We start from the raw sequence: 25629 nt of genomic DNA, 5'->3' as shown, positions 1-25629 counted from the left end.
AATTCCAGATACAGAAAAGCTCCTCTCACATTTTAAGCAAGAAGGAGCTAATGAATATTGAATCTACTTAACCAAATAAGCAATCAAAGTTATGATCCATAAATGAGCTGGGTAAAAAATATAAAAGAAATATTTATTCCAACTGGTTTCCTTACCTCGCTGTCCATTATACAAGGCCAGAAAAGGAAAGACGGTGATAAAGAGCCAGTCAGAATTGTAAAGCATCATTTCCAAGGTTTGGTACCAAGTATCATAGGTATGGATGGAAGTCACTAATAGGAAGGCCCAAAGGAGAGTATAGAGGAGATTTCGCAATCCCTTACGATTTCGGCAAGAGTAACTAATCAAGAGAAATGGTAGCATGGTGATACCACCCTCAGTAAAAAGACAACCGAAAATCAAGAGAACAGCAACCCCAATCCGACGCCACAACTTCTCTTTTTTATCCAGCTCTTTTCTGGGAAAACCAATCCAAAGCATGGTGACACCAATGGCCAAAGTCAGGAAAATGTTGTTATTGACCATTACTCCTTTAGATGCAAATAAGGCATTGAGTAGGCTATTTCCAGAAAACATGATAAGCGCCCCACTCCAGAGACGGATGAGATAGTCTTTCAGATTTAGAGTATGAATAAAGCCTTCCATAGCCATATAGGCAAACCAAACTCCCACACAACGGGTCAAGGCGTGAAAGATACCTTCCCACAAAGGAGAAACGATTCCGGTAATATGCGGAATATGGTCTAGAACCATTACTGCCGCCATCAGATACTTCAACTGCGTCGCATTCCATTTTTTCATAATAAACCTCTTTCTTTTTGATCTACATAGAGTATAGCATACATTTTTACGTATAATCGTACACCCATCTTACATTTAAAAAGCCTATCTTACATTTTTGTAAGACAGGCGTGAATATCAAAAATTTATTATGAAATTTATCTTCTAGTCGGTAATCCGTTGGTACATTTCTGGTCTTCTATCTCGAAACAGTCCCCAGTTGAGGCGTTCACTTGCTCCCTTATCAAGGTCATAAGTTGCTAACAGAACAGCTTCTCCTTGTCTTTCAGCTCGCTCTAGAATAGCTCCTGTTTCATCCGTCATAAAGGACGAACCGTAAAAGTCAAGACTGGAACTCTGTCCACCATTTTCTTCACTAGGAGTGACTTCCTCCAAACCGTAGCGATTAGCTGCAATGACCGGGACAATATTGGCTGCTGCGTGCCCCTGCATGGTACGTTGCCAATGACCACAGCTATCTGTATCCAAGATTGGTTCTGAACCAATAGCTGTTGGATAAAAGAGCAATTCAGCACCATTTAACGCAAGACAACGGGCTGTTTCAGGGAACCATTGATCCCAACAGATGCCGATGCCAATCTTAGCGTAGCGCGTATCCCAGACCTTGAAACCAATGTTACCAGGCGTGAAATAAAACTTTTCTTGATAGTAATGATCATCTGGTATGTGGGTCTTCCGATAGACGCCCAGCACTTCCCCATCTGCATCAATAACGGCAATAGAGTTATACAAGACATTACCATCTTTTTCATAGAAACTAATCGGCAGAACAACCTGTAGTTCTTTAGCAATCACCTTAAAATGCTGAATGGCTGTATTTTCTGTCACTGACTGGGCATACTGGTAGTAGTCATACTGGCGTTCCTGACAGAAATAAGGACGTTCAAATAACTCTGGTAAGAGAATGATTTGTGCGCCTTTGTCTGCAGCTTGACGTACTAAACGCTCCGCTGTTTGGATATTTGTTGCCACATCCTTGGTACATTGCATCTGGATTGCTGCAACTCTTACATTTCTCATCTTTTTCTCCTATTCAGGGATTTGTTGGGTGATACAGTGGATATTGCCACCACCTAAAAGAATATCTCTAGCTGGGATTCCGACAACTTTACGATCTGGGAAATAGTTGCTGAGGATATCTAGGGCCACTTGGTCGTTTTTATCTTGAAATTGGGGAACAAGGACAGCCTTGTTGGCAATATAGAAATTGACATAGGAAGCCGCAAGACGCTCGCCCTCATAACGCTCCTCTTCCCCTTCTTCATAGGTATAGCCTGGTAAATCTTCTTTAGTGACAACCTGACGAATAGCTGGGATAGGCAATTTATGAATAGTGAAGGGACGACCTTTTGCATCCATCTCTTTCTCTAAAAGAGCTAAATCAGCTGCAGACATGGCATACTGGGGATCGTTTTGATCATCTGTCCAAGCTAAGACAAGTTCCGCAGGACCAACGAAAGCGGCAACATTGTCAACGTGTTCATTGGTTTCGTCCTGATAAATACCATAAGGCAGCCAGATAACTTTTTCAGCGCCAAGGCTCTCTAATAAGGTGTTTTCAATTTGCTCTTTAGACAGGTGGGGATTGCGTCCAGGACTTAGAAGACAACTTTCAGTCACAAGAATGGTTCCTTGACCATCACTATGGATCGCGCCGCCTTCCAGTACAAAAGGTTTGGCATCATAGACAGGCATTTCCAAGACCTCAGCAAACCGACTGGCTACTTGGTCATCATCTTCATAATCTTGGTAGAGACCATCTACAGCCCCACCCCAAGCATTGAAAGACCAGTCTACTGCCAACTTTTCTCTTTTATCATTGACGAGAATAGTCGGACCCGTATCACGCGCCCAGGCATCATTAGTAGGAATGTCTAGATAAACAACCTTGTCTCCAAGATAGGATTGGGCTTCAGATAGATAGTCCTGCTCCACCAAAAGATAAACAGTTTCCCCTTCTGCTATGGTCTTTATAATTTGGCTAAATGCTCTTTTGGCCGCCTTTCCTTGGAAGGGCCATGAACCTGGTCGAGTCGGCCAGATCATGAGGGTTCCATGATGTGGTTCGTACTCTGCTGGCATACGATAGCCTAATTTCTTTGGACTGTCCATCATGATAATCTCCCTTTAAAGTCTTGATAACCGAAGGCTTTGACTAGACTACAGTCACCTCGCTCGTCCATGAGATAGAGACTTGGGAGGCCAATACCATTAAAGGTATTATTTTTGACAAAGGAATAGATTGCCATGTCTTCAAAGTAAAGTCTATCACCGATTTGGACTGGATTTTCAAAACTATAATCACCAATCACATCGCCCGTCAGACAGGTATTGGAAGAAAGTCTGTAGGTATGGATTTTTTCCTGCGCCTCAAATCCATTTCTCAAAGGTGGACGATAGGGCATTTCAAGTACATCTGGCATATGGCAGGTCGCGGAGGCATCTAAAACCAGGATTTCCATACTGTTTTCGACAATATCCAATACTTTAGTTGCTAGATAACCCGCATTGAGCGCAATAGCTTCACCCGGCTCGATATAGACTTCAAGATTGTAAGTTTCTCGAATTCTTTTAATCTCAGAAATCAGCAAATCCACATCATAATCTTCTCTTGTGATGTGGTGTCCTCCACCCATATTGAGCCATTTTACCTCATGTAAATAAGGACCAAACTGCTCTTCTACTGCTTTCAAGGTTGTCTCTAAATCATCTGCCCCTTGCTCACAAAGGGTATGAAAATGAAGGCCATCCACCAAGTCCAGCAAATCACTCGGTATCTTGTCTAGGGTAACTCCAAAACGGGAGCCAGGTGCACAAGGATCGTAGAGCGCGTGATCTCCTTGAGTTGAACACCGAGGATTGAGGCGCAAACCAACACTGATACCAGCCGCTCGACAACGAGCCCCATGTTTACGCAATTGTCTCTCAGAGTTAAAAACGATATGGTCTGTTATCTCAAGCAATTCCTCCAAGTCCGCATCCTTGAAAGCTGGCGCAAAGACATGGACTTCCCCTGGGAACTCTTCTCTAGCGAGCTTAGCCTCATAGAGACCACTAGCCGTCGTACCAGAGAGATACTGGCTGATCAAGGGATAGGTTTTGTAGAGTGAATAAGCCTTCTGAGCAAGTAAAACCTTGCAACCGGCCTCTTCTTGTACATATTGCAAAATACGACAGTTGGCTTCTAACTTTGCCAAGTCAATCACATAAGCTGGTGTGGGTACCTGTTCTAACTTCATTAGTCCACCATTTGTGGGTTTTCTACCACAACCCATGGCAAACCGTATTTGTTCAAAGCTTCCATGAATGGATCTGGATCCAATTCTTCAAGGTTGTAAACTCCAGGTTGTTTCCAAGTACCGTTCATAACCAATTTTGTCCCAATCATGGCTGGAACTCCTGTCGTGTAAGAAATTGCTTGTGAACCAACTTCTGCGTAACATTCCTGATGGTCGCAAACATTGTAGATGTAGATAGTCTTTTCAACGCCGTCTTTGACACCTGTAAAGATACAGCCGATATTGGTTTTTCCAACTGTATGTGGGCCAAGGCTGGCAGGATCAGGAAGCAAGGCTTTTAAGAATTGAATCGGCACGATGTCTTGTCCATTAAAGTTAATAGCATCCGTACGAAGGAGTCCGACATTTTCCAAGCATTTCATGTGCGTTAGATAAGATTGACCAAAAGTCATAAAGAAACGAATCCGTTTAACACCTGGAATGTTTTTCGCCAATGATTCAATTTCTTCGTGGTGAAGGAGATACATATCTTTTTGTCCAACTTGTGGGAAATCATACTCACGTTTGATAGACATAGCTTCAACTTCTACCCATTTTCCATCTTCCCAGTAAGAACCTGGCGCAGAAACCTCGCGGAGATTGATTTCTGGGTTAAAGTTTGTCGCAAATGGATAACCGTGATCTCCACCATTACAGTCTAAAATGTCGATATAGTGGATTTCATCAAAATAGTGTTTGAGAGCATAGGCTGAAAAGACACTAGTCACACCGGGGTCAAAACCAGATCCAAGCAGAGCAGTTAGGCCAGCTTCTTTGAATTTCTCCTGATAAGCCCACTGCCATGAGTAGTCAAAGTAGGCTGTAAATCCAAGTTCCTTACAACGTTTCTCATAAATAGCACGCCATTCAGGGTCTTCTGTATCCTCAGCCTCATAGTTGGCAGTATCTATATAGTGGACACCTGTCGCCAAACAAGCATCCATGATAGTTAAGTCTTGGTATGGCAGAGCTACGTTCAAAACGGCTTCTGGTTTGTAGCTTTCAATCAAAGCAATCACTTCTTCTACCTTATCAGCATCAAGAGCAGCCGTTTCAATCTTAGTACTTGTTTTTCCTTCTAATTTAGCCTTTAAGTCATCACATTTCGACTTGGTACGGCTGGCAATCATAATTTCTTTAAAAGTTTCGCTATCTTGGCAAATCTTTGAAATAGCAACTTGAGCAACGCCCCCACATCCAATAACTAGTAAACGACTCATTTTTTTCCTTCCTCTTCTTCTAAAATGTCCTCAACATACTTGGGCAACATAAAGGATCCAACGTGCAAGTTTGCAGTATAGTATTCCGTGAAAAGCTGGCGTTTTTTCCAGCCTTCCTTGTCAAAATCTTTGACAGGGTGGTATTTTTTCGACGCAAATCCAAACAACCAATAGCCCGCTGGACTGGTCGGAATATGGGCCTGATAAACCCGGCTGATTGGAAAGGCTTGATTGACCTTACGGTGCATGCTTCGGCAAGCTGACTCATCTTCGTCAAAGAAAGGACTACCATGCTGATAAATCATGATACCGTCTTCTTTGAGAGCTCTGTAACTGTTTCCATAAAATTCCTTGGTAAAGAGCCCTTCCGTATGTCCAAATGGATCCGTCGCATCGTTGATAATGATATCGTAATCATCCTCACAGTTTCTCAAAAATCTCAGTCCATTTTGATAATAAATCGTAACACGAGGGTCATCTAGCCCTGCAGCAAAGTCTGGGAAATACTCACGACAAACCTCAACAAGCATTTCATCTGGTTCCACGATATCGATTTGCTCCAGTTCGGGATAGAGTGTTAATACTTGGGCAACTCCGCCGTCGCCACCCCCTATAACCAAGACTTTCTTTGGATTGGGATGGACAGCCATCGGTACGTGGACGGTCATTTCATTGTAGACAAAATCATCTGCATCTGAAAACAAGACATGGCCATTTAAGATTAATATTTTCCCAAAAGCGGGAGTATCTAATACTTCTATATCCTGCCATTCACTTTTTCCAGCGTAGAGTTGCTTAGCTGTTCTCAAAGATAATTTCACATCTGGAGTATGAACTTCAGAAAACCACAAATCCATCTAGTTCTCCTTTCTATCAATAACGTTGATGTGATTGACTTCTGGATCTTCCGTCCCTTGGAGGGAGCAACCACGTTCTTTGGCAAATTGAATATAATCCACAATGTCTCGTGTAATGCGTTCACCTGGTGCTAGGATTGGGATGCCTGGAGGATAGCACATGACAAATTCCCCACAGACTTGTCCAACAGAATCATCCAAGGTTAAACTTCTTCTCTCTGAATAAAAGGCATCCTGAGGAGATAGCACTAACTCTGGTTGGATATATTCTCCAGCAATCAAGTCTTTTCCATCTCTTGAATAAAGTCTCTTGATATCCGCCAAAGCACCGACCAGACGCTCAATGTCTTGGATGCGATCACCGATGGAAATATAAGCCAAGATATTGCCAATATCGCCAAACTCGATCTGAATATCATATTCATCTCGCAAGAGGTCATAAACCTCGATACCTGTCAGACCAATCCCCTGAGTGTAAACTGACAGCTTGGTCACGTCAAAATCACAGACCGACACACCGTCTATTAACTCTTTTGAGTAGGCATAGTAACCACCGATAGCATTGATTTCACGACGAGCATACTCGGATAGTTCAATAACCTTCTCAAAAGACTCTTTACCACGAAGAGCTAGATTACGACGTGAAATATCAAGACTTGCCATAAGTAGGTAAGAGGCAGATGTAGACTGGGTCAGGTTGATAATCTGACGAACGTACTCAGGATTCATACGCTCCCCGATAAGAAGGATGGAGCTCTGGGTCAAACTCCCACCAGACTTATGCATAGAGACCGCCGCCATATCAGCGCCAGCGTCCATAGCAGATAGTGGCAATTTGTCTGTAAAATGCAAATGCGCTCCATGAGCTTCATCTACTAAAACAAGCATGCCAGCTTCATGAGCCATTTCCGTCAAACCTTTAAGGTCTGAACAAATCCCATAGTAGGTAGGATTGTTGATTAGGATAGCTTTAGCATCCGGATGTTCCTTGATGGCCTGTGCAACACGGTCATTTTCAAGACCTAAAGCGATGCCGATTTTAGGATCTACACTCATCTCGATATAGATGGGAATGGCACCACATAGAACCAGCGCATTGATAGCAGATTTGTGGACATTACGTGGCAGAATAATCTTATCTCCTGCCTTGCAGGTGGAAAGAATCATGGTTTGAACAGATGATGTTGTTCCACCAATCATGAGAAAGGCATGCGCTGCTCCAAAAGTATCAGCTGCTAGTTCCTCTGAATCCCGAATAATCGAAATGGGATGGCCTAGATTATCCAAGGGTTTCATAGAATTGACATCAATGCCAACACATTTTTCTCCCAACAATTCAACAAGTTCTGGATTTCCCCGTCCGCGTTTGTGACCTGGTACATCAAAGGGAACAATCCGTTTCTTTCTTAGCTTAATCAGACCTTCATAAATAGGGGCCTGATTTTGATCTAACTTTTTCAAGACATACTCCTTTACCGTATTTTTAGCGCCTAAAAAAATGAAGGCGACCAAAGCTTGACTTATGAAAAAAGAGCAGGTTTTCACCTGCTCTGCAATCTTCTGACGTGTTTATTTTGGTTTCTGTTGAGTATGTCTGTTCCTGATGTTTCCTAACTCTCTAGTAGCAAATATTACGTACTTTATTGATCGTTTCACAAGATGACGTGTGCTTTCACCACACTAAAATTTATGAATTAGGACAAGCGTCCTAACATCAACTTATAAAAGTAGGCTTTTAACCCTATCAATAATGTGGCTTTTCAACCACGCTTCGGCATTCAACCCTGCCTGTCCGTAGGCATTTTTTACTCGGGTTTATATTTGCTAGAAAACATCATCTCATTTTCTAAGCCTTATAACTATATCATGTTTACAAGAACTTGTAAAGTGTTTTTTAAAGATTTTTTAAATCTTTGTTCGTAAATAGCCAAAATATCGTCAATAAGTTACATTTCATATAATTGAAAACGGTTATAAAAGGAACTAATTCTTGTAGTTCCTTTCAACATTATTTTATTCTATGCTTATTCATTTTTTCTTGAAAAATATCTGTAATGATTTGGCGCAATTCTTCTCGTTCCTTCTCAGGAATCTCACCACTTCTCTTGGCAACTGCGTAGAGCTCTGGATATTCAATAGAAATTCGCTTTATTGTCCGAGTTGTTGCGTGTTTTCGCACGAAAAAGGGAATGCGTTTGATCCATTCCTGAGGCACTAGGGCAAGGATTTTCGCAGCGGTTTCCTTATCGCTAATTTCAGATGTTGTCAGTCCCTGCTTTATCATGTCCTGTTCTTTTTCAGTAAAATCTTTTAATTCCATTATCCCTCTCCTATCTAGAAATCACTCTATATTAAATTATATACCAATATTAGAGAAACTACAAAGAATAAACTTTGTAAAATATGCGCAATGATGAGATTGCATTGCTTAGTCAACTAGTGAAATCAAAAAGCACTAAAAAAGTTAAAAATATTTTTTTGCATCCTCTAAGAGACTTGAAAAATCACTTAAAAAAGTTTTTTCAAATTCGTCATATTTTTGGAGATTCTGTCGTAACGTTTTAGCTTTAAAATGTTTATAGGTGTTTCTATTAATCTTTCCTACTAGTTTCTTATTAACATAGATTTGTATACCATCATTATTTATATTTCCATAAGTATCACCTGATATATAAATTGAGTTCGATTTATTATTTTGAGAGTAAATATTTAATCCTTGTCCTTTTCCTTGTGTTAATCGAACTATATTATATTCATTAGCTATCTTTATAAAATCTAATGAAATTGGCTTTTCGCGTTCTTCCTTCTTCTCTTTTCCAAAATACTCTGGTTTCGAAAGGTCGAAATGATTTGTATTAACCAGTGTATTAAATAATTTGCGAATAACGAATTGAACATCTTCATTCGGTGAATGATTTTGAGTTGAGGTTTTATTTATATCTATATCGAAGTTTCCGGTTGAAATTGTATTTGAAAAGCTCATTCTTTTCATCAAATTTTCGAACTCTTCAACTTCTAATTTATCAACATTATATTTAAGCAATAATTTTAAAGTATTAAAAAATTTTCTGAAAGATTCTAACTCTTTTTGATTTTTAAAACTAAAGATACCATAGCGAGACACAAGAGAATTATAATCAGCATCGTCAGATATTTCAAATGAATTTTCAAGTAAATCAATGAGAAAATATTTGGTTTCTTCAGAATCTTCTGGACTATTGTTATATGAAGTCAATAAATAGTCATAAGCTTCATCAAATCGTAATTGAAAACATACTGTAGCTATGATTAGTAATTTGTCATCATTTTCTAACTCATTATTTGAATTTATAATATGCATTAAAAGGCTAACAGAATTGAATAATCTGTTAACACTGCGAGGATTATTTCCGATTGAGTCTCTAATTAATTGAGTTACATTCTGTGTAACGTCATCATTAAAATAAAAATTAATTTTTTTCAAAGAGACTTTAACAAAGTTCTCCATATGATAATTTGCAACAGGTACAGTAAAAGGCACTTGAATTATTTTCTCAAAAAAGCTTTTCCTTTTTCGTTGTCCAAATCATCACCATACTTACTTTTTGTTCCTCTTAAAACAACATTATAATCAATAGCTAAAACAAAGACACAATTTCTGCAATCTAAGAAAAGTTTTAAAATTTCTAGGAATTCAATCGCTTTTTTGGAACCAATCTGTCAAGGTCATCAATGAAAATTACTATCTTTTCATAATTATTTTCTTTAACAAAGTCATCAATGATACTTTGTAGATTTTGTTTCAGATTTTTTAAATTATTAGCTTTTTCCTCATTGCTTATTAATTTTAGAAGTTGATTATTAATTTTTTCAATGTTTAAGAGACCAAAATCTAGTTTTAGATATTCCATACTTTTTGTAATAACTGCCAAAGATTTTTTAAAGTTCTCTCTTTTATCTACATCAGTTACTTCTAATTCATCAATTAAATCTGTAATTAACGTGACTGCTAAATCCTTATCCATATCAAATTGTGAATATTGCCAAGTATTAAAAAATATTGTTTTAATTTTTCTTTTTGAATTACTTGACGATTTTTCTTTAAGTTTTTCTTCAACTTGATACATGATGCTGGTTTTTCCGGTTCCCCAATCGCCTTGAATAGCTAGTGTTAAAGGAGTTTCGCATCCAGTAATAAAATTTGATAACCCAAGAATGTATTTGTCAATCATAAATTCGTCTTTTACAGTTGGAATATCAGAAAATGAATTGTACATATAATTTCCTTTCAAAATGTTTCATCTAGAGTATACTAAATTAAGAATGACACTCAATTTATATTATGTTAGTAGCATTTAATATTACGGTTTTAAAAAGCAATTGTTGTTGTAGATATGTCACAAAAGATGCTATTCCTCATCTTCTGTCACTTCCCAGACTTCTGACTGATAACCCTCACCATCTATGTCATAGCGCTGCATATAGCCTAAAAATCTTTCTTTTTTATTTGCCTTACGAGGCTTGAGAATGTTTACAGCCCAGAATCCGATAAGAATGACAACTAAAAGTGCTACTACTGTCTCCATACTACTTCTCCCTTGCCTAGCTTAATATCCTTCAATCCACTTTTCATTGTCCATAATGAAAGGCTTAGCTAGTCCATCACCTGTGTAATCCGCATATTTAGTGGATAGATACTTGTAACAATCTTCCTTGCTGGCAAACTTAATAGCTTGATAGGGCTCTTCAAAAGTCAGTTTCTCTACAAATAAGAAACCCTCCTCAGCTGGCACTAAAACACCTACGTGCCCAATAAAAAGAAACTCTCCATCCAAATTGTCATGCAATACAACAGACAACATTCGAGCTTTGTCATTGAATTGAAACTGGGAGAAGAATTTCTCCATCTTCTGCGCGTGAACTTTTACATCCGTTGTCGCTTCCGTCTCCACCCTAGAAAATAGAATATCAAACTCTTCCTTATCTTTCGCGTCAAATACTTTTCCCTTATCGATAGCATCGTTATCCACAAAAAGTAGCTGGTCATTCTTTTCAAGTTTTGGGATCGTGACTGAATTTTTTAATAACGCATAGCTATTGATACGGCAGTTGGTCCCGACAAAGTCACCCTTTTTTTGATTCCAAAGATTGCTGATTTTCTCTACATCGTATTCTGTCTTTGTAAAGGAAGCAAAATCACCACTTAAGCCAGTGGAGCCGACAGTCGCATTATAGTCTGTGACAAGATTGAAAAATGCATCAACACTATTTGTATCCAAATGAGCTGATAAGAGAGATTTGACCTCTTCGATACTGACCTGATTGTTCAGATTGGTATATGAAGCCATCCAAGGAACTTTATCTGAACTGGTCTGTGCTTGATTTGTAGCTTCAGTGCTCGTATTATTTTGGTGACAAGCAGCCAATCCAAATAATAAGGGCAAGCACATTCCAAAGGCTACTACTTTTCTCGTTCGTTTCATGCAATTCTCCTTCTAGAGTACAAGTCTCTTTTTCATTTTAAACAGTATTCATTAATCATGCAGCTAGTAATCGTTGACTTAGCTATATTATACTACATAAGTCAAAAAAAGACTGCACGAATCACCTATTCATAACAGTCTTTTTGAGTACGATTTTTATCGGATTATAAAACCTTTAGGCAATATCACCAGTTGCTGTTCCAATTCTTGGCAATGACTTGCTAGTACTACAGAATCACTATCTACAAGATAATTTTCTGCTGATTGGTTAAAAATAGCTCGAACCTTTTGTCCATCATAATTCCATTCCAAGGACACTACATCAGGCTTGATTTCTTTGAGACTGTATTTCCCATGCTGAATGATTGATGAAGCATCCTTACGAAGCTGAATCAATTTCTTCATGAAATTAAGCATCTCATTGCTTTCGGAAACACGTTCCCAAGGCATAGCACGACGACAATCTGGGTCTGGCCCTCCGTCTAACTCTAACTCGGTTCCATAGTAGAAACACGGTGTTCCTCTTTGTAAAAAGAGGCAGGCTAGGGCAGACTTAACAAGTTGGCTATCTCCCTTGGCAGTAGCCAAAATACGCTCCGTATCATGCGAATCCAAGAGATTGAACATCACTTCCGAAATCTGCTGTCTATAGTACATAGATTGGCTATTGATCTCATCAATAAATTGATGAGGTTTCTTAACCCCTCGCAAGAAATAATCCTTGATACTATCAGACAGAGGATAGTTCATAACTGCGTGGAATTCATCGCCATTTAACCAAGGCTGGGAGGTGTGCCAGACCTCTCCAAGAATATAAAGGTCGGGCTTTTTAGCCAAGACAGCCTTACGGAAATCTCGCCAAAATTGGTGGTCGACTTCATTCGCAACATCTAGGCGCCAAGCATCGATATCAAACTCTTCAATCCAGTAGGTCGCAACGCTCAACAAATAGTCTCTCACTTGAGGATTTGCCGTATTGAGCTTAGGCATATAGCTCTCAAAGGCAAAGGTGTGGTAGGATAGTTCTCTTTTATTAACAAGATTTTCTTTAACGACTGGAAAGTCTTGAATATGGAACCAGTCTTTATAAATAGAATCTTCACCATGTTTGAGAACATCCTGCCACTGTGGAGCTTGGTCTCCGATATGGTTGAAAACAGCGTCCAGCATGATTTTCATGCCTCGCCGATGGGCCGCCTCCACCAGTTTACGGAAGGTTTTCTTGTCTCCAAAATGACGGTCAATTTCGAAATAATCCGTCGTATTGTACTTGTGATTGCTTGGGGATTCAAAAATCGGACAGAGATAAAGACCTGTAATACCTAAGTCTTGCAAGTAATCCAGATGGTCAATAATCCCCTGTAAATCCCCACCAAAGAAATCCTTACTTTTAGGTTTGATAGACGAATCCCAAGCTAGCGCCCATTCTGGAGAAATCTCAGGATTGCCATTAGCAAAGCGTTCTGGGAAAATCTGATACCAAACTGTATTTGATACCCAGTCAGGAACATGGCAGGCATCAATCTCATGGATATAAGGAATTTTAAAGCCGTTTCCTTCGTAATGAAGATTTTCTAGTGTGTTTTCAACACATCCCTTATCGCCAAACAAAATACTCTGACCTTGCTTATCTTTAAGTTCAAAGAGATACTGGAGTCGGGCATAGCCAACCGTAACTTCCGATTGCCAGTAATCAAATAAGGCATCGGAAGTCACTTTGACCATCGCCTTGCTTGCTTCATAATGGTCCTCTATAAAAATAAAAGGATCTCCATAATGTAAGTTGATGCTTTCAATATCTCCCTTTTTCGTTCGAATGCGAATGTGCATTATCTTGTCTTTATAAAGATATGCATACTCTGACTCTGGTCTGTGGTAAATGGCTGTTAATTCCATTGTTCTGTCTCCTGATTTACTTGGTTGCATTTATGATGCAAACGTTTTCATAATTGTGATTCTAGTATACTACTTTCGTATTTTATTTGCAAGGCTTGTCCGTAGTTTCAAGTGGTTTGTTTCTATAAATAAAAAAGCAGCCAGTCATACAACTTACTACTTTTCATATGATAATTTACAAATGTCTTTCCAGCCACTCAATTTTTTTAAAATCCTTATTGTTATTGTGATCATTTCGATAGGAGTCTTGGGAAGAAGCCTTGTAAATACTTAAATACTGTTCTAGATTTGGAACACGAAAAGTGATGTCATCGAGATGAATCAGCTCAGTATCAGATTCCGAAACTCCTGCAAAATCAGGTAAAGAATCGATACTTCCGAATTCAACACTCAGACCATCCTTTTGGAATTCATGCTCATGAATATCTATTAAGGCATAGCCTAAGTGTTTCATCACTTTCATTATCTTGTCCCACTCATAAATTCTGAGATGATCAGGCGCTTCCCAACCTCTAGGGTCACCAGGCACATGAATGTCAATGTCAGACGGCCCCCATTCTTCATTTGAACGGTATTCAAACCCCAAAGACCCCATGAGCGTCGGTGTGATTCCGACTCGGTTTAAATGAGAACAAATTGTTCGAAATTCATCAAATAGAGAATTCATTCCTCCTCCAATCGTTGATATAGAACTTGATTTCGTTGTGAAAAATAAACTAATTTTTATCTTCTACTCTTTCGGTTTTGAAAATACTTCTACTCGCTGAGCTAGGACTTTGATTTCTACAGGTAGGTTATCCGATTTATCGCCGTCAACATCTGACTCCAATTCACTATCTGAAGAGATCTTAATATTACGCGCTCTGATATACTCAATATTAGCATTGCCGACAACATCCCCTTTTAGTAAATCAGGAATGACGGATAATTTTGAGAATATAGAAGCATCTTTTAGAATCAAAATATTGGCATAGCCATCTTTGTCTTCTTCAAAGATTTTCTTATCAGCGAAGTAATTTGTCAAGAGAACCAAAACATGACTAGCTTCACCTACATAATTTCCATTTTCTGTCTCGACATTAATATTAAAGACCTGATCCGTCATCACAGACTTCATGGTATTTACAGCATAGGCTAAAATACCGAATTTTGTCTTGTCTTCGATTTCAACATTGTGAATCGCCTCAGGCAGAGAACCGATACTAAAGATATAACCAAAATAGTTATCATTTGCTTTACCGATATCAATCTTATTGGTTAAGTTAAAATCGAGTTCATCAATTGCACCATCGATGTCTTGATTGATTTCCAAAAGTTTCGTAATGAGGTTACCCGTACCGCCTGGAATAATCCCTAACTTAGGAATGTAGTCTCTCTCAGCAATACCCGAAATGACTTCATTGACAGTCCCGTCTCCACCAAACACAACCACTGCATCGTACTGCTCACGAGAAGCTTCTTCAGCAAAGTGTGTCGCATCCAGTGCTTTTTCGGTAATTTTGGTTTCCACATGCTCAAAATAATCTTTGGCTTTATTCTCCAGCTTGTCCTTATAATCCAAAGCCTTTTCCCCACCAGAGGTAGGGTTGATAATTAACATTGCTTTTTTCATTGATTTTCTCCTTGAATTTTAAATAGAAATATTAGCGTAGCTACATTTATCATTACATATAATGCTATTATATAATGAAAACTCAGAAAAAAGAACTTTGACGTACTGGGCATTAATGTATAATAGCTAGTTTAAAATTCAGATTATCAAAATCAAGTCACTTCTATTGAACTACCTCGCCATATTCTTTTATTTTAGCAGCATATTCAGTCAAAAGATTCTTTGAATAAATTTTTTCATTACTTGAATTTCTAACTTCTTTCCAAAGAATAGAAGCTACTTTTAGTTTATTCGAGTAATTTCGACTATTTTCGTCTGCACAGAAATCCTTTAAAAATTGGTTCCATTGACAAACCGAATGATCATACTTGGCATAATCTGAATTTCCATAATAAACTTTTAGCATATCTTGGATTGTAAAACTCAAATCATTTTCTCTTTTTACTTTTCTCCAAGCTGTAGCCATATCAGCAGTAAATTTAAATGGCGAAACATCTGTTAAAGTTGAGAAATATTCTCTAAAGTGTGCATTAAAGGAGAATCCACATTCAAGCAAGGGCGTATTTAAGGTAAGGACTTCTACTCGTTTCTTTTTCCTTTTTATTGATGATTTTTTAATCAAATTCCCCTTAAAGTACTGCTCAATAATGTCATTGAGTTCTTGTTTTGTACCTCTATATTCAAGTCCTAATGACTTGCATATCTGTGAAAGTTCATCCCGGTACCAATAGTATTTATTAAACTCATCAAACGATGCGATTTTATCAAACTCAGGTCGGCTCTCTATCAATATAATACCTCCTTAAAACCAATTTAGGTTTTCATCTCAAAATAATGGAGTTTGAATTTCCAAAAGTATATTTAAGTTTTTTCGTCTATGAATAGAGCTACATAGTTATGAATTCAGAGGAAGTTCTACCTTTTATTTATTCTTCTATTTTACGATTATGATATTCTTCATTTTGAACTAACCCAATTACACAATCTCTTTCCTCATCATTCCCTCTTTCTAATTTAAGATTCAATTATCTACATTAAGTTTGTAATGAACTAGCGTAATGGCTCTTCTCTCAGTTTCGGCGGTAACTTCATGCTTTTGGATTACCACTCATGATTCATCACCTATAAATAATTTTAATTCTTCAATGAAATATTCTTCATTTCCAATTATTGTTTCATCACCTGAGGGATCTTTAATAGTAAATACACCAAACTTTTGAACTAAGCCATCGATTCCATACATAAAATCTACATTTACTTTATTTTGAGGGATACGTTCCTTCGCTGGGTAAATCAAACCTGCCCCTCTGAACTTATCTCCATATTGCAAATGATAATAATAAGAATATCCATGAAGTTGTCTGATGTCTGCATTGTCAACATCACGTCCATTAAATTCCATGTTTTTAAATTTGGCATCTAATACTACAATTTCTCCAGTCAATCTATGACGTAATACAAAATCCGGATAATTATCTTTCGCATAAAATGTTTGCTCATAAAAATGCAATTCTTCTTGTGCATCGACTTCCCAATCATGAAGATGAATTTTCATCAAATTATATATATACATCTCCCACAAGAATGAGGCATCTACTAAATACCCACTTACGCTATTAGATTTGTTTGTATTACCATCATTAAGCTCTCTCAGATTTAATATGTACTGAGCGTATTGAAGTGGCTTCTTGTAATTTGCGTATAAACTATTTTTCAGAATCTTATCTTTTAAAATATTATTAACAGTATACTTTGATGGTCTTCGTCCAGAAAAACTTTCAGCCAAATAATTTCTTACACTCAAAATATCAGGTAGCACAGCTTGTTCAACACTACACTCTTTAATAGCACAATATAAAATATCGATAATATTTTGTGCATTTTCTCTTTCAGGATATCTGAAACTAATTTTTTTGTCTGATGATACTAAGTCATTAGTTATATAACGTTCAATATCAATATTCCCTCGGATGCTATAATCTCTGTCCTTTTTATACACATATTTTTTAGGGAGATTCGTTCCTGCAACTTTTCGAAGAGAGACTAAAAATAAATATTGAACAATAAGAGAATATACTCCACTGCTGTCACTACTTGTTTCGGATGTATCGATATCGACATAAATCCCACAACAAAAATTTATTATTCTTCGAAAAAACAAATCAGAGCATTGGGTTTTGATTTCTAATTTATCTTTTCCAACATTAACAATACCAGTATACAGACCCGCCATTATTGCGAAGTCATCACCATTTTGATTTATACGATAAATTAACTGTGGCTTTTCTTCTTTATCGATATCGCGTTTATGTGCATGATACTCAGAAAATGAAATTAATTTTAATCCATTTTCTTTATCAAACACTTCTGACGTCATTTCTTTTATTGCAATCTTTTTACAAGCATTATTAACTAAACGTTCTCTATCCTCATCACTTTTTGCTCCTTTTACTAATGACAGCCCTACAACAGTATCGTGAGCATATTTAAAACTCCCAATTAATTCCGTATTTACTTTGGTCACTATCTTTTCAACTTTTGCCATAGTTAAATACCAAACTCATTTTGAGCTTTCTTCACATAATCATTTACTTCACTTTCATCTGCTACTTGTCGTATGTATTCCTGTAGCGTACCAAGAATGAAATTTTCAAAAACGATATTCTTAGCAGTTTTTGTTATCCTTTTCTGATTTGATACATTTAATATTTTTAAGAAAAATGCATGCCCTATCTCATAACTTCTGCCTAATCCCAGTCCTTTGTTACATATATAGTCATTTAACTTTTTGCACGACTCGATATAATCAGAAACAGTCTCTTCATTAAATCCTTTCTCAATCAATAAATCTTCGATGATTTCATAATTGCAGAACATAGGAACCCATTTAAATCTTCTTCTTAACGCGAGATCAAACGGATCAATACTTCTATCAACATCATTCATTATTCCAACAAAATGAATATTAAACGGAATTCCAAAGAACGCTCTATCATTAATTTTTTTATAAATAAGCTCATCATTATTATCGACTGTTTCTATCACTCTTGATAAAGCGGTAGAAACTAAATTAGAAGATGGCTTTGTATATTCTCCAGAAAAATCATAATCTCTATTTTCAAGTAAAGTAAATGTTTCTCCGAAGATATTAGACAGATTGCCTCGATTTATTTCATCAACAACATAAAAATATTGTGGCCAGTTTTCGAAAGTTATGCTTTTTTCAGCATCTGTTTTATGCTCCTCATAATGCTCCGAATAATACTTTTCATTTTCTTTTTTTACTCTAATACAAAAGTCTTTAAAAGTACCGTTAATTACCTTTAGATCTAAACTTCCTCCAACAATACCTACCGGTTTAATTCCTTCTATAAAATCTTGGTACGTATACGATGGATGAAACTGAGTAAATAAAGCATCTTTATATAATGTACTGTTTATTGACTGAAGCTTTTCAATTCCATTTGATACGCTATACGTCTTCCCTGTACCTGGAGCACCATGAAATATTATGTTGTTTACATTAATATCAGAAAGTTCTTTCACATTATATGAGGTGTCTGTGAGGAACCATAAAAATTCGGTCAGCTTTATATGAGCCAATAAATCTGATGACTCTCCAATTTCAGCCCATATCTTCGCTCGAGAATATATATGGTTATTTAGCTGAAGCTTTGTCTCGCATTCATTTGTATCAACATCAAGAATTTCTGCAATACTATATAGGCTTTCATCTCTATAAATCCATGTTAACTCATATTTATAGTTTGTGGTTTCTAGCATTGACATTAATACTGAGATTTTTCTAAGTAGCTGTTTCCCAGAAAACTTTTGATATTCATCGCTCTTTTCAATCTCATATATTTCTTCAAGAGAAACCGCATGTATCAGCTTCATTATTAACTTAGATATATTTGAGTTATAATCATTTTCTATCTTACTAATATCATCAAAAAACTTGTCCTTTTTCTGATAACCATCGTAAAATTGACCTTTTGAATGCTTATAAATCATATAACCATTTGAAGATAGCCCTGGTCTAGCATGTCCGAATAGTTTTTCTTGATGTTCCAAATAGCTAGGCAGATATGTTTTATCATTTTCATCTTGTTTGATCCATTTATCTATAGGAAATTCTTCGATATCTCCGAGCTCATCAACATATTTTTTCCAGTAAGTTAAATTCTTTTGATAATTCCCTATTTGAAATTGACCATCAAATTTATCATATAATTCTTTAAATATTTCTTGTTTCATAAAATTCTATTTCCTTTCCTTAGAATGTCAATCTCATCTGCCAGTGCTCCCTAATCCTTCTTTGCGCGTGCTAAGATAAACAGTTCTTTTTGTTTCTCCTTCATAAGCATATTGATGCGCTCCATTCCCTCTGAACTATCTTCTGCAAGCACCCTTTCTATATTTTTTGTCAGTGTTTGAAGAACTGAATCAGAACAGTGTACCAACTGATTGATTACTTTCAAGGTTGCTTCCTGAAGTTCTGATTCTGTTACTGTTGGAGCATCACATGCAATTGGACCATCCAATAGAATCAACTCCCAGTTATTAACCAGTTCTTACAGTGACGATAAAACGGCTAAAATAAGGCTTTGTGGCAGCATCTATATCATTTAACGATTATTCACGATAAGACCTGATATATTCAGCGGTTTATTCACTTGCCCGGGTTCGCTTTTGACATCAAAACTACTGCCTCGACATGGTGCGTTTGTGGAAATAAATCAACCGGCTGGACTTTCTTCAATTCATATCCTAACTCTTGATAGAGTTTGATATCACGCGCCATAGTTGCAACATTACATGAAATATAAGCGATGCGGTCAGCTCCTGTTTGACTGCTTGCTTTGATAAAGCTCTCGGTCAAGCCCTTGCGTGGTGGGTCGACCAAGATAACGGTTGGTTGAATACCTTCCTTGAGCCAATTCTTCATTGCATTTTCAGCTGTGTCACAGACATAGTGAGCATTTGTAATATTGTTTAATGCAGCATTCTTTTTGCTATTCTCAACCGCTTCTGGAATCACTTCAACACCGTAGACTTCCTTAACATGTTTCGCAACAGATAGGCCAATCGTCCCAATCCCCGAATAGGCATCGATCACCACATCATCTTCTCTTAACTCCGCAAAGTCAATGGCCGTTTGATAGAGTTTCTCTGCCATTTGAGTATTGACCTGGTAAAAGGCTGGGCCAGCGATTTGGAAATCATTGCCCAACATCTGATCCGTAATATAGTCTTGACCATAAAGAGTCTTCCATTCCTTACCAAAAATCGCATTGGTATTCTGGTCGTTGATATTTTGCATGACAGACACAATCTCTGGAAACTGCTTGATTAGTTGCTCGATCAACTGTTCAATACGAAAAACTTTGGGACGAGTTGTCACCAAAATGACCATGATTTGTCCTGAAAAGTGACCACGACGCACCACAAGATTCCTTATCAAGCCAGACTGTTCCTTTTCGTCATATGGTTTCAAATCATAGCGACGGAGCAAATTTCGAAGAGCTACTACGACTTGGTCAATGACAGGATCTTGGATAAAGAAATCTTCAAGGGGCATAAGGTCATGCGAATTCTTACGGAAAAAGCCAGTTTCCAAGACACCATTCACTCGACGAACAGGCACCTGAGCCTTATTTCGATACTTGACAGGATTTTCCATACCAAGCGTTTCAGCAACTTCTACATCGGTAATGCCAGCAATCTTGTAGAGACTGTTTTTGACTTGCTTGGTTTTAAACTTGAGCTGCTCTGGATATGCAAGATGCCCCAAATCAGCGATACCTGAACGTAGATAAGCTAGGTCAAGGTCTTGGTTACGATGCGGAGAATATGTAAGGTATTCTTCAACTTTCCCGTAGCCAATCTTTTTATTGACCTTAAGGACACGCATGAGGATTTTCTCAGTTGGTAGAGCATTCTCTACAAAGAAAACCAAACCTTCTATCCTGGCGACTCCAGCCCCTTCATGGGTCAAATCAACAATTTCAACTTTAACAATATCATTTTTCTTTAACATATTTTTCACTTTCTATCGGCCGACAAAAAAAGACGGCAACATTTCTGTTACCATCTATTATATCATGAAATGACCTAAGCACCAAAACTCTTGAAGAAGTTGACAATGGCTTGCCAAAGAGAACTCAAGAAGTTGCCCCCATCTTCTAGCGCTTTATTGGCATCAAAGTTGAGGTTGATATTTTTAAAGCTATCTCCAGCTTGAGAGACAATGCTTTCCTTGAGGTCGTTTAGGGTTTTAGTGAAATCAGCATTATTCAAGATGTCACTCTTTGAGAGATTAAGTGCAAAATTGATGATGATATTGACCTGGTTTCCTGTTATAACCTGATCGAGTTTGTAATTTTTTAGTGTGTCTTCTACAATTTTGCGGACATCCTCTTCTGTCAGATTTCCTTTGGCTTCTTTTGCCTTAGCGATTCCTGCCTTGATATCTGCCAAAGCGACATTGAGTTTATTGGCATCGTAGCCTGACTTGTCCTTGTTTTCAGCATTGATATCAGACAAGGCTTTTAGCTCTTCTTGGGCCAAGTCTTTATTGGCTTGTGGTACTTTAGCACCATTGGCCTCTAATGAGTAGTAAATCCCTGCCAACGCACTCTCACCCGTAACTGGAATGGGAGCTGCAACTGTGATTTTAGCATGCTCCACTCCCAGCGTCACTGCCGCGTTACGGTACATATCCTGCGTCACCTTTGTGATATTTTCAGGCGTTTCAATCTTGACTTCTAGAGGCGACTTATCCCCCAGCTTTTGAATCTTAGCTGACGAATAGAGCTGTAGGCTAGCATCATTAGCCACATTCATAATTTTCGAATAGATATCCGGTGTCATAGTTTTGATATCTTTGGTGTCTTTCGATGCGTCATAGCCAAGTTTGCTAAGAGTTTGATTTTTTTGGTCTTCAGTTAGTGAAGAACCAAGGACATATTCAGGTTGTACATAGGTTTCATCAATTACTTTTTGAACATCGGTTGCTGCGTAGACGCTCGTCATAGCTGTTGCGGCCCACAAAACTGCAGCGCTTGTTAGAAAGAATTTCTTTCTCATGGGATATTCCCTCCTTTATCTTTCTAGCTTAATAAAACAATCTTAAAGAAAGCTTATAGTGAAAAACACCTGGTAAAACCAGATGTTTAGAAGAAATTAAAGAATTTCATGATGTAGAGATTAAAGCGTACCTGTCTCGAGTAGTAATAATTTCCACCATTTTCATAGAGTTCGGCTCCATGAAAGATAGAAATCGGGTTGATATAGGTATAGGTTTTCCCAGTGGTATTTCCAAGAATGGGAGCGACGGTTTCACGAGAATATTGTTTGGCCAAGGCGAGAGTGTTTTCCTTGCCATTTTGAGCGATAAAATCGATATAAGCAGGACCAAAATTATAGGCTTGCACGGCTGTCCAGACATCAACGCCCTTTTCCTGAGCTAGGTAGAGATTATCAGTTAAAGTTTGAATTCCCTGACGAATGCTCGTCACATTGTCATTGATAGTATTTGTGGTACCGCTAGCAGACTCGCTAGACTGCATGACATCGCCTTCTTTTCCTTTCGTTTCGGTATAAATCATGGCGAGCACAAGCTCTTCATTGGCTGGAGTATCTCTTTCACTGAGGATTTCTCGAACCATGGGTTGGTAGGTCATGACTTGCTTCACATCTTGATGGATATGATAGACTTTATAGACAGCGAAAAGGAAGACTGCTAGCACTAGCACTCTTCGTAGTAATTTAAACATTATTTACTTTGAATATCCTCGATATTTTTGATTAAGATAGAATAGGTTCCATTGTCATTTTGGATAAACTCAACAGACTCTGCGTCTTGGTAAACATTATTGGGAACGATGAGTTCAATTCCATTTGATAAGGAGAGTTTTTGATTTTCAAATTTCTTGAGTTGACGACTGGCATCGATTTCATCAAACTGAACTGGTTCTGGTACAGCTTCTTTGACTTGGTCGATAAAACTTAGACGAGCTGTCAGGTTGTTATCAAAAAGGTCGTTAGCTAATTTCTCGGGTGACAGTTCATTACTTTCTTCTAGATTATTGAAAATAGCTGATTTAACCTTGGATTGAAATTGAAAATCATCTGTGTTAAAAGTTTCAGCAATTCTCTGGGCTGTTTTTTCAAGTTCCTTGATGGATTTCTTGGGAGAAATCTTAGGCGCAACAGCAAGAAGATTTTCTGAAAAGTAGTTCAAAAAAGTTCCATTATACTTGATTCGTTTTTCGATGAGATGGTACTTGCGACTTTGAAGATTAACCACCAAGGCCTCGTCAGCCCCCGTTCCAAATCCAGGCAGGTTATTCTGAGTTAGCTTGATTGGGTTATCAACTTCTCCACCGAGGTGGGTTAAGGTTTCCCGCAGGGCAATTCGCAAGAAAGCGAAATGCTCTACACCTTCTTTAGAAAACTGAACAAAAATCAAGTCATTGGTCTTGAGGTTTTCAGAAATACTGAACTCTTCTTTCCAGAGATTAGCCAGTGTTACTGATGTCTCCAACAAATCGTCTGTGATATGATTGAAGAAGGGATTTTCTTCCTCGAAAATCCCAGTCTTGGCTTCATCTGAATACACACGTTCAATTTTTCTACGCAGGTATTCCTCAATTTTTGGAGTGATATTGAGAAACTTATCCGCTAGGAACAGCTCGGTATCATCCGGACTGAACTGATGGATAATGGCTTTCTTAATATAAATGTCCATAAAAGTATTAGTCCTCGTATAGTGGGAAGGCATCTGTCAATGCTTTGACTTCACTTCTCACTTCTTCTAAGACAGCTTCATTTTCTGCATTCTTAAGGGTTTTAATGATGAGTTCAGCCACTTTACGGCTTTCTTCTTCACCAAATCCACGTGCAGTGATGGCTGCAGATCCGATACGAATCCCACTTGTTTTGAATGGTGACAAGGTTTCGTATGGAATTGAGTTTTTATTTAGGGTAATATTAACTTCATCTAGCAAGTTTTGAGCAACTTTTCCGTTTTCTACAACCTTAGTCACATCCACTAGGAAGAGGTGATTTTCAGTTCCACCAGAAATGATACGGAAATCAGGGTCTTGCAAGAAGACTTCTACCATAGCTTTGCTGTTTTTGATAACATTTGCAGCATATTCCTTGAAAGCTGGATCCAAAACTTCTTTGAAGGAAACAGCCTTAGCAGCAACAACATGCTCTAAAGGACCACCCTGAATACCAGGGAAAATAGCTGAATTGATTTTCTTAGCAAGTTCTTCGTCATTAGTCAAAATCAAACCACCACGTGGTCCACGAAGGGTTTTGTGGGTCGTTGTTGTGGTGATATGAGCGTATGGCACTGGGCTTGGGTGAAGACCAGCTGCAACCAAACCAGCGATATGAGCCATATCGACCATGAGCTTAGCACCAACAGCATCTGCGATTTCACGGAATTTTGAAAAGTCGATAATTTGAGAATAGGCTGAAGCACCTGCTACGATTAGTTTTGGTTTTACTTCTTGGGCTTGTTTCAAGATAGCGTCAAAGTCCAAGAGCTCCGTTTCAGGATCTACACTATAAGAAACAAAGTTGTAGGTTTGACCAGAGAAGCTGACAGGAGCTCCGTGGGTCAAGTGTCCACCTGCTGCCAAATCCATCCCCATAACCGTATCACCTGGCTCAATCAATGCCATGTAAGCCGCACAGTTAGCTTGGCTTCCTGAGTGAGGTTGGACATTGGCAAATTTAGCACCGAAAATTTCTTTCGCGCGTTCAATAGCAAGAGTCTCTACCACATCTACTACATCTGTTCCACCATAGTAACGACGTCCTGGGTAGCCCTCGGCATATTTGTTGGTCAAGATAGACCCTTGAGCCGCCATAACAGCCTTGGAAACCACGTTTTCCGAAGCAATCAACTCAATGTTGTTTTGTTGGCGTTCTTCTTCTTTGGCAATAGCATTCCAGAGATCAGCATCGTATGCTTTAAAATCATCTTTGTCAAAAATCATAGGTCTTCTCCTTTATAGTGTGACTGGTCCTTTAGTTTGTTTTTACAAAATAAACTAAAAGATGCGAATAAACCGTTTTTGCACTTTATCACAAGTATAACCAACTTTCTCATAAAATGCATGAGCTCCCAGACGATGATCAGCAGAGTTTAAGCGGATAAACCCATAACCCCGTCTTTTTGCTTCTTGATCCAACCCTTGCAGTAAGCTTTTACCGATACCTTGCCCTTGTGCTTGAGGTGAAACCGCTAAGCCTAAGATGTTAAATCCTGCTTTGGAATAAAGAGATTCATAGACCTCAGCGTGGACATATCCAAGTAGGACATGGCTGGCTTCATCCTCATAGCCAAGTAGGAAATGATGTGAATCCTGAGACAGTCTAGCTAGTTGACTAGCTGTGTCCTCTGGACTAAAAGAATAGCCCAAGACTTCTTGGTTGATCTCACATATAGCTTTTACATCTGTTTCTTGCAAATCTCTTAGCATC

At 38.1% G+C, this 25629-nt stretch carries 25 protein-coding genes; all 25 read right to left on the bottom strand.

Annotated elements, in window-relative coordinates; all coding sequences use genetic code 11:
- Nucleotides 1-63: 63 nt before the first annotated feature.
- Nucleotides 64-801, bottom strand: a complete 738-nt coding sequence (locus HMPREF0850_RS08740; protein WP_000759203.1) for a TraX family protein — start codon at nucleotides 799-801, stop codon at nucleotides 64-66.
- A 144-nt stretch (nucleotides 802-945) separates the two neighbouring features.
- Nucleotides 946-1821: an N-carbamoylputrescine amidase gene (gene aguB, locus HMPREF0850_RS08735; protein WP_001246750.1), complete on the bottom strand. Its 876-nt coding sequence runs from the start codon at nucleotides 1819-1821 to the stop codon at nucleotides 946-948.
- Nucleotides 1822-1830: 9 nt separating this feature from the next.
- Nucleotides 1831-2916 (bottom strand): agmatine deiminase, encoded by a 1086-nt coding sequence (aguA, locus tag HMPREF0850_RS08730; protein WP_000969481.1) that lies wholly within the window; start codon nucleotides 2914-2916, stop codon nucleotides 1831-1833.
- Entirely contained in the window at nucleotides 2913-4040 is a 1128-nt protein-coding gene (gene nspC / locus HMPREF0850_RS08725) for a carboxynorspermidine decarboxylase (protein WP_000764354.1), read from the bottom strand. Before nspC ends, aguA begins: the two co-directional genes overlap by 4 nt.
- Entirely contained in the window at nucleotides 4040-5299 is a 1260-nt protein-coding gene (locus HMPREF0850_RS08720; RefSeq protein ID WP_000088750.1) for a saccharopine dehydrogenase family protein, read from the bottom strand. The genes nspC and HMPREF0850_RS08720 overlap by 1 nt, the downstream gene beginning before the upstream one ends.
- Complete coding sequence (speE, locus tag HMPREF0850_RS08715; RefSeq protein WP_000366717.1) at nucleotides 5296-6156, bottom strand: polyamine aminopropyltransferase; 861 nt, start codon at nucleotides 6154-6156, stop codon at nucleotides 5296-5298. The genes HMPREF0850_RS08720 and speE overlap by 4 nt, the downstream gene beginning before the upstream one ends.
- Nucleotides 6157-7617, bottom strand: a complete 1461-nt coding sequence (locus HMPREF0850_RS08710; protein ID WP_009013982.1) for an aminotransferase class I/II-fold pyridoxal phosphate-dependent enzyme — start codon at nucleotides 7615-7617, stop codon at nucleotides 6157-6159. It abuts the gene before it with no gap.
- Between the two features lie 547 nt (nucleotides 7618-8164).
- The gene (locus HMPREF0850_RS08705; RefSeq protein ID WP_000420548.1) at nucleotides 8165-8476 is read right to left on the bottom strand and encodes a hypothetical protein; all 312 of its coding nucleotides are present in this window, start codon (nucleotides 8474-8476) and stop codon (nucleotides 8165-8167) included.
- Between the two features lie 144 nt (nucleotides 8477-8620).
- Nucleotides 8621-9676: a hypothetical protein gene (locus HMPREF0850_RS13145; protein ID WP_001117083.1), complete on the bottom strand. Its 1056-nt coding sequence runs from the start codon at nucleotides 9674-9676 to the stop codon at nucleotides 8621-8623.
- Between the two features lie 145 nt (nucleotides 9677-9821).
- The gene (locus HMPREF0850_RS13140; RefSeq protein ID WP_332248995.1) at nucleotides 9822-10412 is read right to left on the bottom strand and encodes a P-loop NTPase fold protein; all 591 of its coding nucleotides are present in this window, start codon (nucleotides 10410-10412) and stop codon (nucleotides 9822-9824) included.
- A 132-nt stretch (nucleotides 10413-10544) separates the two neighbouring features.
- Entirely contained in the window at nucleotides 10545-10721 is a 177-nt protein-coding gene (locus HMPREF0850_RS13035; protein WP_000451081.1) for a hypothetical protein, read from the bottom strand.
- Between the two features lie 21 nt (nucleotides 10722-10742).
- Complete coding sequence (locus HMPREF0850_RS08695; RefSeq protein ID WP_000831839.1) at nucleotides 10743-11618, bottom strand: DUF4300 family protein; 876 nt, start codon at nucleotides 11616-11618, stop codon at nucleotides 10743-10745.
- 156 nt (nucleotides 11619-11774) lie between these two features.
- Nucleotides 11775-13514, bottom strand: a complete 1740-nt coding sequence (locus tag HMPREF0850_RS08690; RefSeq protein ID WP_000423943.1) for a glycoside hydrolase family 13 protein — start codon at nucleotides 13512-13514, stop codon at nucleotides 11775-11777.
- A gap of 175 nt (nucleotides 13515-13689) precedes the next feature.
- Nucleotides 13690-14181 (bottom strand): hypothetical protein, encoded by a 492-nt coding sequence (locus tag HMPREF0850_RS08685; protein ID WP_001086586.1) that lies wholly within the window; start codon nucleotides 14179-14181, stop codon nucleotides 13690-13692.
- A gap of 63 nt (nucleotides 14182-14244) precedes the next feature.
- Nucleotides 14245-15126: a diacylglycerol/lipid kinase family protein gene (locus tag HMPREF0850_RS08680; protein WP_000710085.1), complete on the bottom strand. Its 882-nt coding sequence runs from the start codon at nucleotides 15124-15126 to the stop codon at nucleotides 14245-14247.
- A gap of 163 nt (nucleotides 15127-15289) precedes the next feature.
- Nucleotides 15290-15916, bottom strand: a complete 627-nt coding sequence (locus tag HMPREF0850_RS08675; RefSeq protein ID WP_000573117.1) for an SAP domain-containing protein — start codon at nucleotides 15914-15916, stop codon at nucleotides 15290-15292.
- A 318-nt stretch (nucleotides 15917-16234) separates the two neighbouring features.
- On the bottom strand, nucleotides 16235-17671 hold the full coding sequence (locus HMPREF0850_RS08670) for a 5-methylcytosine restriction system specificity protein McrC (protein WP_001140991.1): 1437 nt from the start codon (nucleotides 17669-17671) through the stop codon (nucleotides 16235-16237).
- A 2-nt stretch (nucleotides 17672-17673) separates the two neighbouring features.
- Nucleotides 17674-19383 (bottom strand): AAA family ATPase, encoded by a 1710-nt coding sequence (locus HMPREF0850_RS08665; protein ID WP_000806867.1) that lies wholly within the window; start codon nucleotides 19381-19383, stop codon nucleotides 17674-17676.
- Between the two features lie 50 nt (nucleotides 19384-19433).
- A complete protein-coding gene (locus tag HMPREF0850_RS08660; protein ID WP_004243681.1) occupies nucleotides 19434-19670 on the bottom strand; it encodes a hypothetical protein in 237 nt (78 codons plus the stop codon).
- A 128-nt stretch (nucleotides 19671-19798) separates the two neighbouring features.
- On the bottom strand, nucleotides 19799-21166 hold the full coding sequence (gene rlmD, locus HMPREF0850_RS08655; protein WP_000914617.1) for a 23S rRNA (uracil(1939)-C(5))-methyltransferase RlmD: 1368 nt from the start codon (nucleotides 21164-21166) through the stop codon (nucleotides 19799-19801).
- Nucleotides 21167-21240: 74 nt separating this feature from the next.
- Nucleotides 21241-22215: a DUF1002 domain-containing protein gene (locus HMPREF0850_RS08650; RefSeq protein WP_001227383.1), complete on the bottom strand. Its 975-nt coding sequence runs from the start codon at nucleotides 22213-22215 to the stop codon at nucleotides 21241-21243.
- Between the two features lie 86 nt (nucleotides 22216-22301).
- Nucleotides 22302-22904: a lysozyme family protein gene (locus HMPREF0850_RS08645; protein ID WP_009013979.1), complete on the bottom strand. Its 603-nt coding sequence runs from the start codon at nucleotides 22902-22904 to the stop codon at nucleotides 22302-22304.
- The gene (locus tag HMPREF0850_RS08640) at nucleotides 22904-23878 is read right to left on the bottom strand and encodes a nucleoid-associated protein (RefSeq protein WP_000356123.1); all 975 of its coding nucleotides are present in this window, start codon (nucleotides 23876-23878) and stop codon (nucleotides 22904-22906) included. The genes HMPREF0850_RS08645 and HMPREF0850_RS08640 overlap by 1 nt, the downstream gene beginning before the upstream one ends.
- Before the next feature lie 7 nt (nucleotides 23879-23885).
- The gene (glyA, locus tag HMPREF0850_RS08635) at nucleotides 23886-25142 is read right to left on the bottom strand and encodes a serine hydroxymethyltransferase (protein ID WP_000575508.1); all 1257 of its coding nucleotides are present in this window, start codon (nucleotides 25140-25142) and stop codon (nucleotides 23886-23888) included.
- Nucleotides 25143-25196: 54 nt separating this feature from the next.
- Nucleotides 25197-25628 (bottom strand): GNAT family N-acetyltransferase, encoded by a 432-nt coding sequence (locus HMPREF0850_RS08630; protein ID WP_000942947.1) that lies wholly within the window; start codon nucleotides 25626-25628, stop codon nucleotides 25197-25199.
- Between the last annotated feature and the right edge of the window lies 1 nt (nucleotide 25629).

The sequence above is a fragment of the Streptococcus sp. M143 genome, assembly GCF_000162495.1.
GTDB lineage: Bacteria > Bacillota > Bacilli > Lactobacillales > Streptococcaceae > Streptococcus > Streptococcus dentisani.
Note: the sequence above shows the minus strand (reverse complement) of the source record. Positions and strands in the feature narration are given on the sequence as shown.

Bases quoted from the DNA above. Each gene is read 5' to 3' on its own strand.
- HMPREF0850_RS13035 (WP_000451081.1), bottom strand. From the start codon at position 10,721: ATGGAGACAGTAGTAGCACTTTTAGTTGTCATTCTTATCGGATTCTGG.
- rlmD (WP_000914617.1), bottom strand. From the start codon at position 21,166: ATGTTAAAGAAAAATGATATTGTTAAAGTTGAAATTGTTGATTTGACC.
- HMPREF0850_RS08665 (WP_000806867.1), bottom strand. From the start codon at position 19,383: ATGAAACAAGAAATATTTAAAGAATTATATGATAAATTTGATGGTCAA.
- HMPREF0850_RS08685 (WP_001086586.1), bottom strand. From the start codon at position 14,181: ATGAATTCTCTATTTGATGAATTTCGAACAATTTGTTCTCATTTAAAC.
- HMPREF0850_RS08695 (WP_000831839.1), bottom strand. From the start codon at position 11,618: ATGAAACGAACGAGAAAAGTAGTAGCCTTTGGAATGTGCTTGCCCTTA.
- glyA (WP_000575508.1), bottom strand. From the start codon at position 25,142: ATGATTTTTGACAAAGATGATTTTAAAGCATACGATGCTGATCTCTGG.
- HMPREF0850_RS08670 (WP_001140991.1), bottom strand. From the start codon at position 17,671: ATGGCAAAAGTTGAAAAGATAGTGACCAAAGTAAATACGGAATTAATT.
- HMPREF0850_RS08645 (WP_009013979.1), bottom strand. From the start codon at position 22,904: ATGTTTAAATTACTACGAAGAGTGCTAGTGCTAGCAGTCTTCCTTTTC.
- speE (WP_000366717.1), bottom strand. From the start codon at position 6,156: ATGGATTTGTGGTTTTCTGAAGTTCATACTCCAGATGTGAAATTATCT.
- HMPREF0850_RS08720 (WP_000088750.1), bottom strand. From the start codon at position 5,299: ATGAGTCGTTTACTAGTTATTGGATGTGGGGGCGTTGCTCAAGTTGCT.
- aguB (WP_001246750.1), bottom strand. From the start codon at position 1,821: ATGAGAAATGTAAGAGTTGCAGCAATCCAGATGCAATGTACCAAGGAT.
- HMPREF0850_RS13140 (WP_332248995.1), bottom strand. From the start codon at position 10,412: ATGTACAATTCATTTTCTGATATTCCAACTGTAAAAGACGAATTTATG.
- HMPREF0850_RS08705 (WP_000420548.1), bottom strand. From the start codon at position 8,476: ATGGAATTAAAAGATTTTACTGAAAAAGAACAGGACATGATAAAGCAG.
- HMPREF0850_RS08740 (WP_000759203.1), bottom strand. From the start codon at position 801: ATGAAAAAATGGAATGCGACGCAGTTGAAGTATCTGATGGCGGCAGTA.
- HMPREF0850_RS08680 (WP_000710085.1), bottom strand. From the start codon at position 15,126: ATGAAAAAAGCAATGTTAATTATCAACCCTACCTCTGGTGGGGAAAAG.
- aguA (WP_000969481.1), bottom strand. From the start codon at position 2,916: ATGATGGACAGTCCAAAGAAATTAGGCTATCGTATGCCAGCAGAGTAC.
- HMPREF0850_RS08640 (WP_000356123.1), bottom strand. From the start codon at position 23,878: ATGGACATTTATATTAAGAAAGCCATTATCCATCAGTTCAGTCCGGAT.
- nspC (WP_000764354.1), bottom strand. From the start codon at position 4,040: ATGAAGTTAGAACAGGTACCCACACCAGCTTATGTGATTGACTTGGCA.
- HMPREF0850_RS08650 (WP_001227383.1), bottom strand. From the start codon at position 22,215: ATGAGAAAGAAATTCTTTCTAACAAGCGCTGCAGTTTTGTGGGCCGCA.
- HMPREF0850_RS08690 (WP_000423943.1), bottom strand. From the start codon at position 13,514: ATGGAATTAACAGCCATTTACCACAGACCAGAGTCAGAGTATGCATAT.
- HMPREF0850_RS08630 (WP_000942947.1), bottom strand. From the start codon at position 25,628: ATGCTAAGAGATTTGCAAGAAACAGATGTAAAAGCTATATGTGAGATC.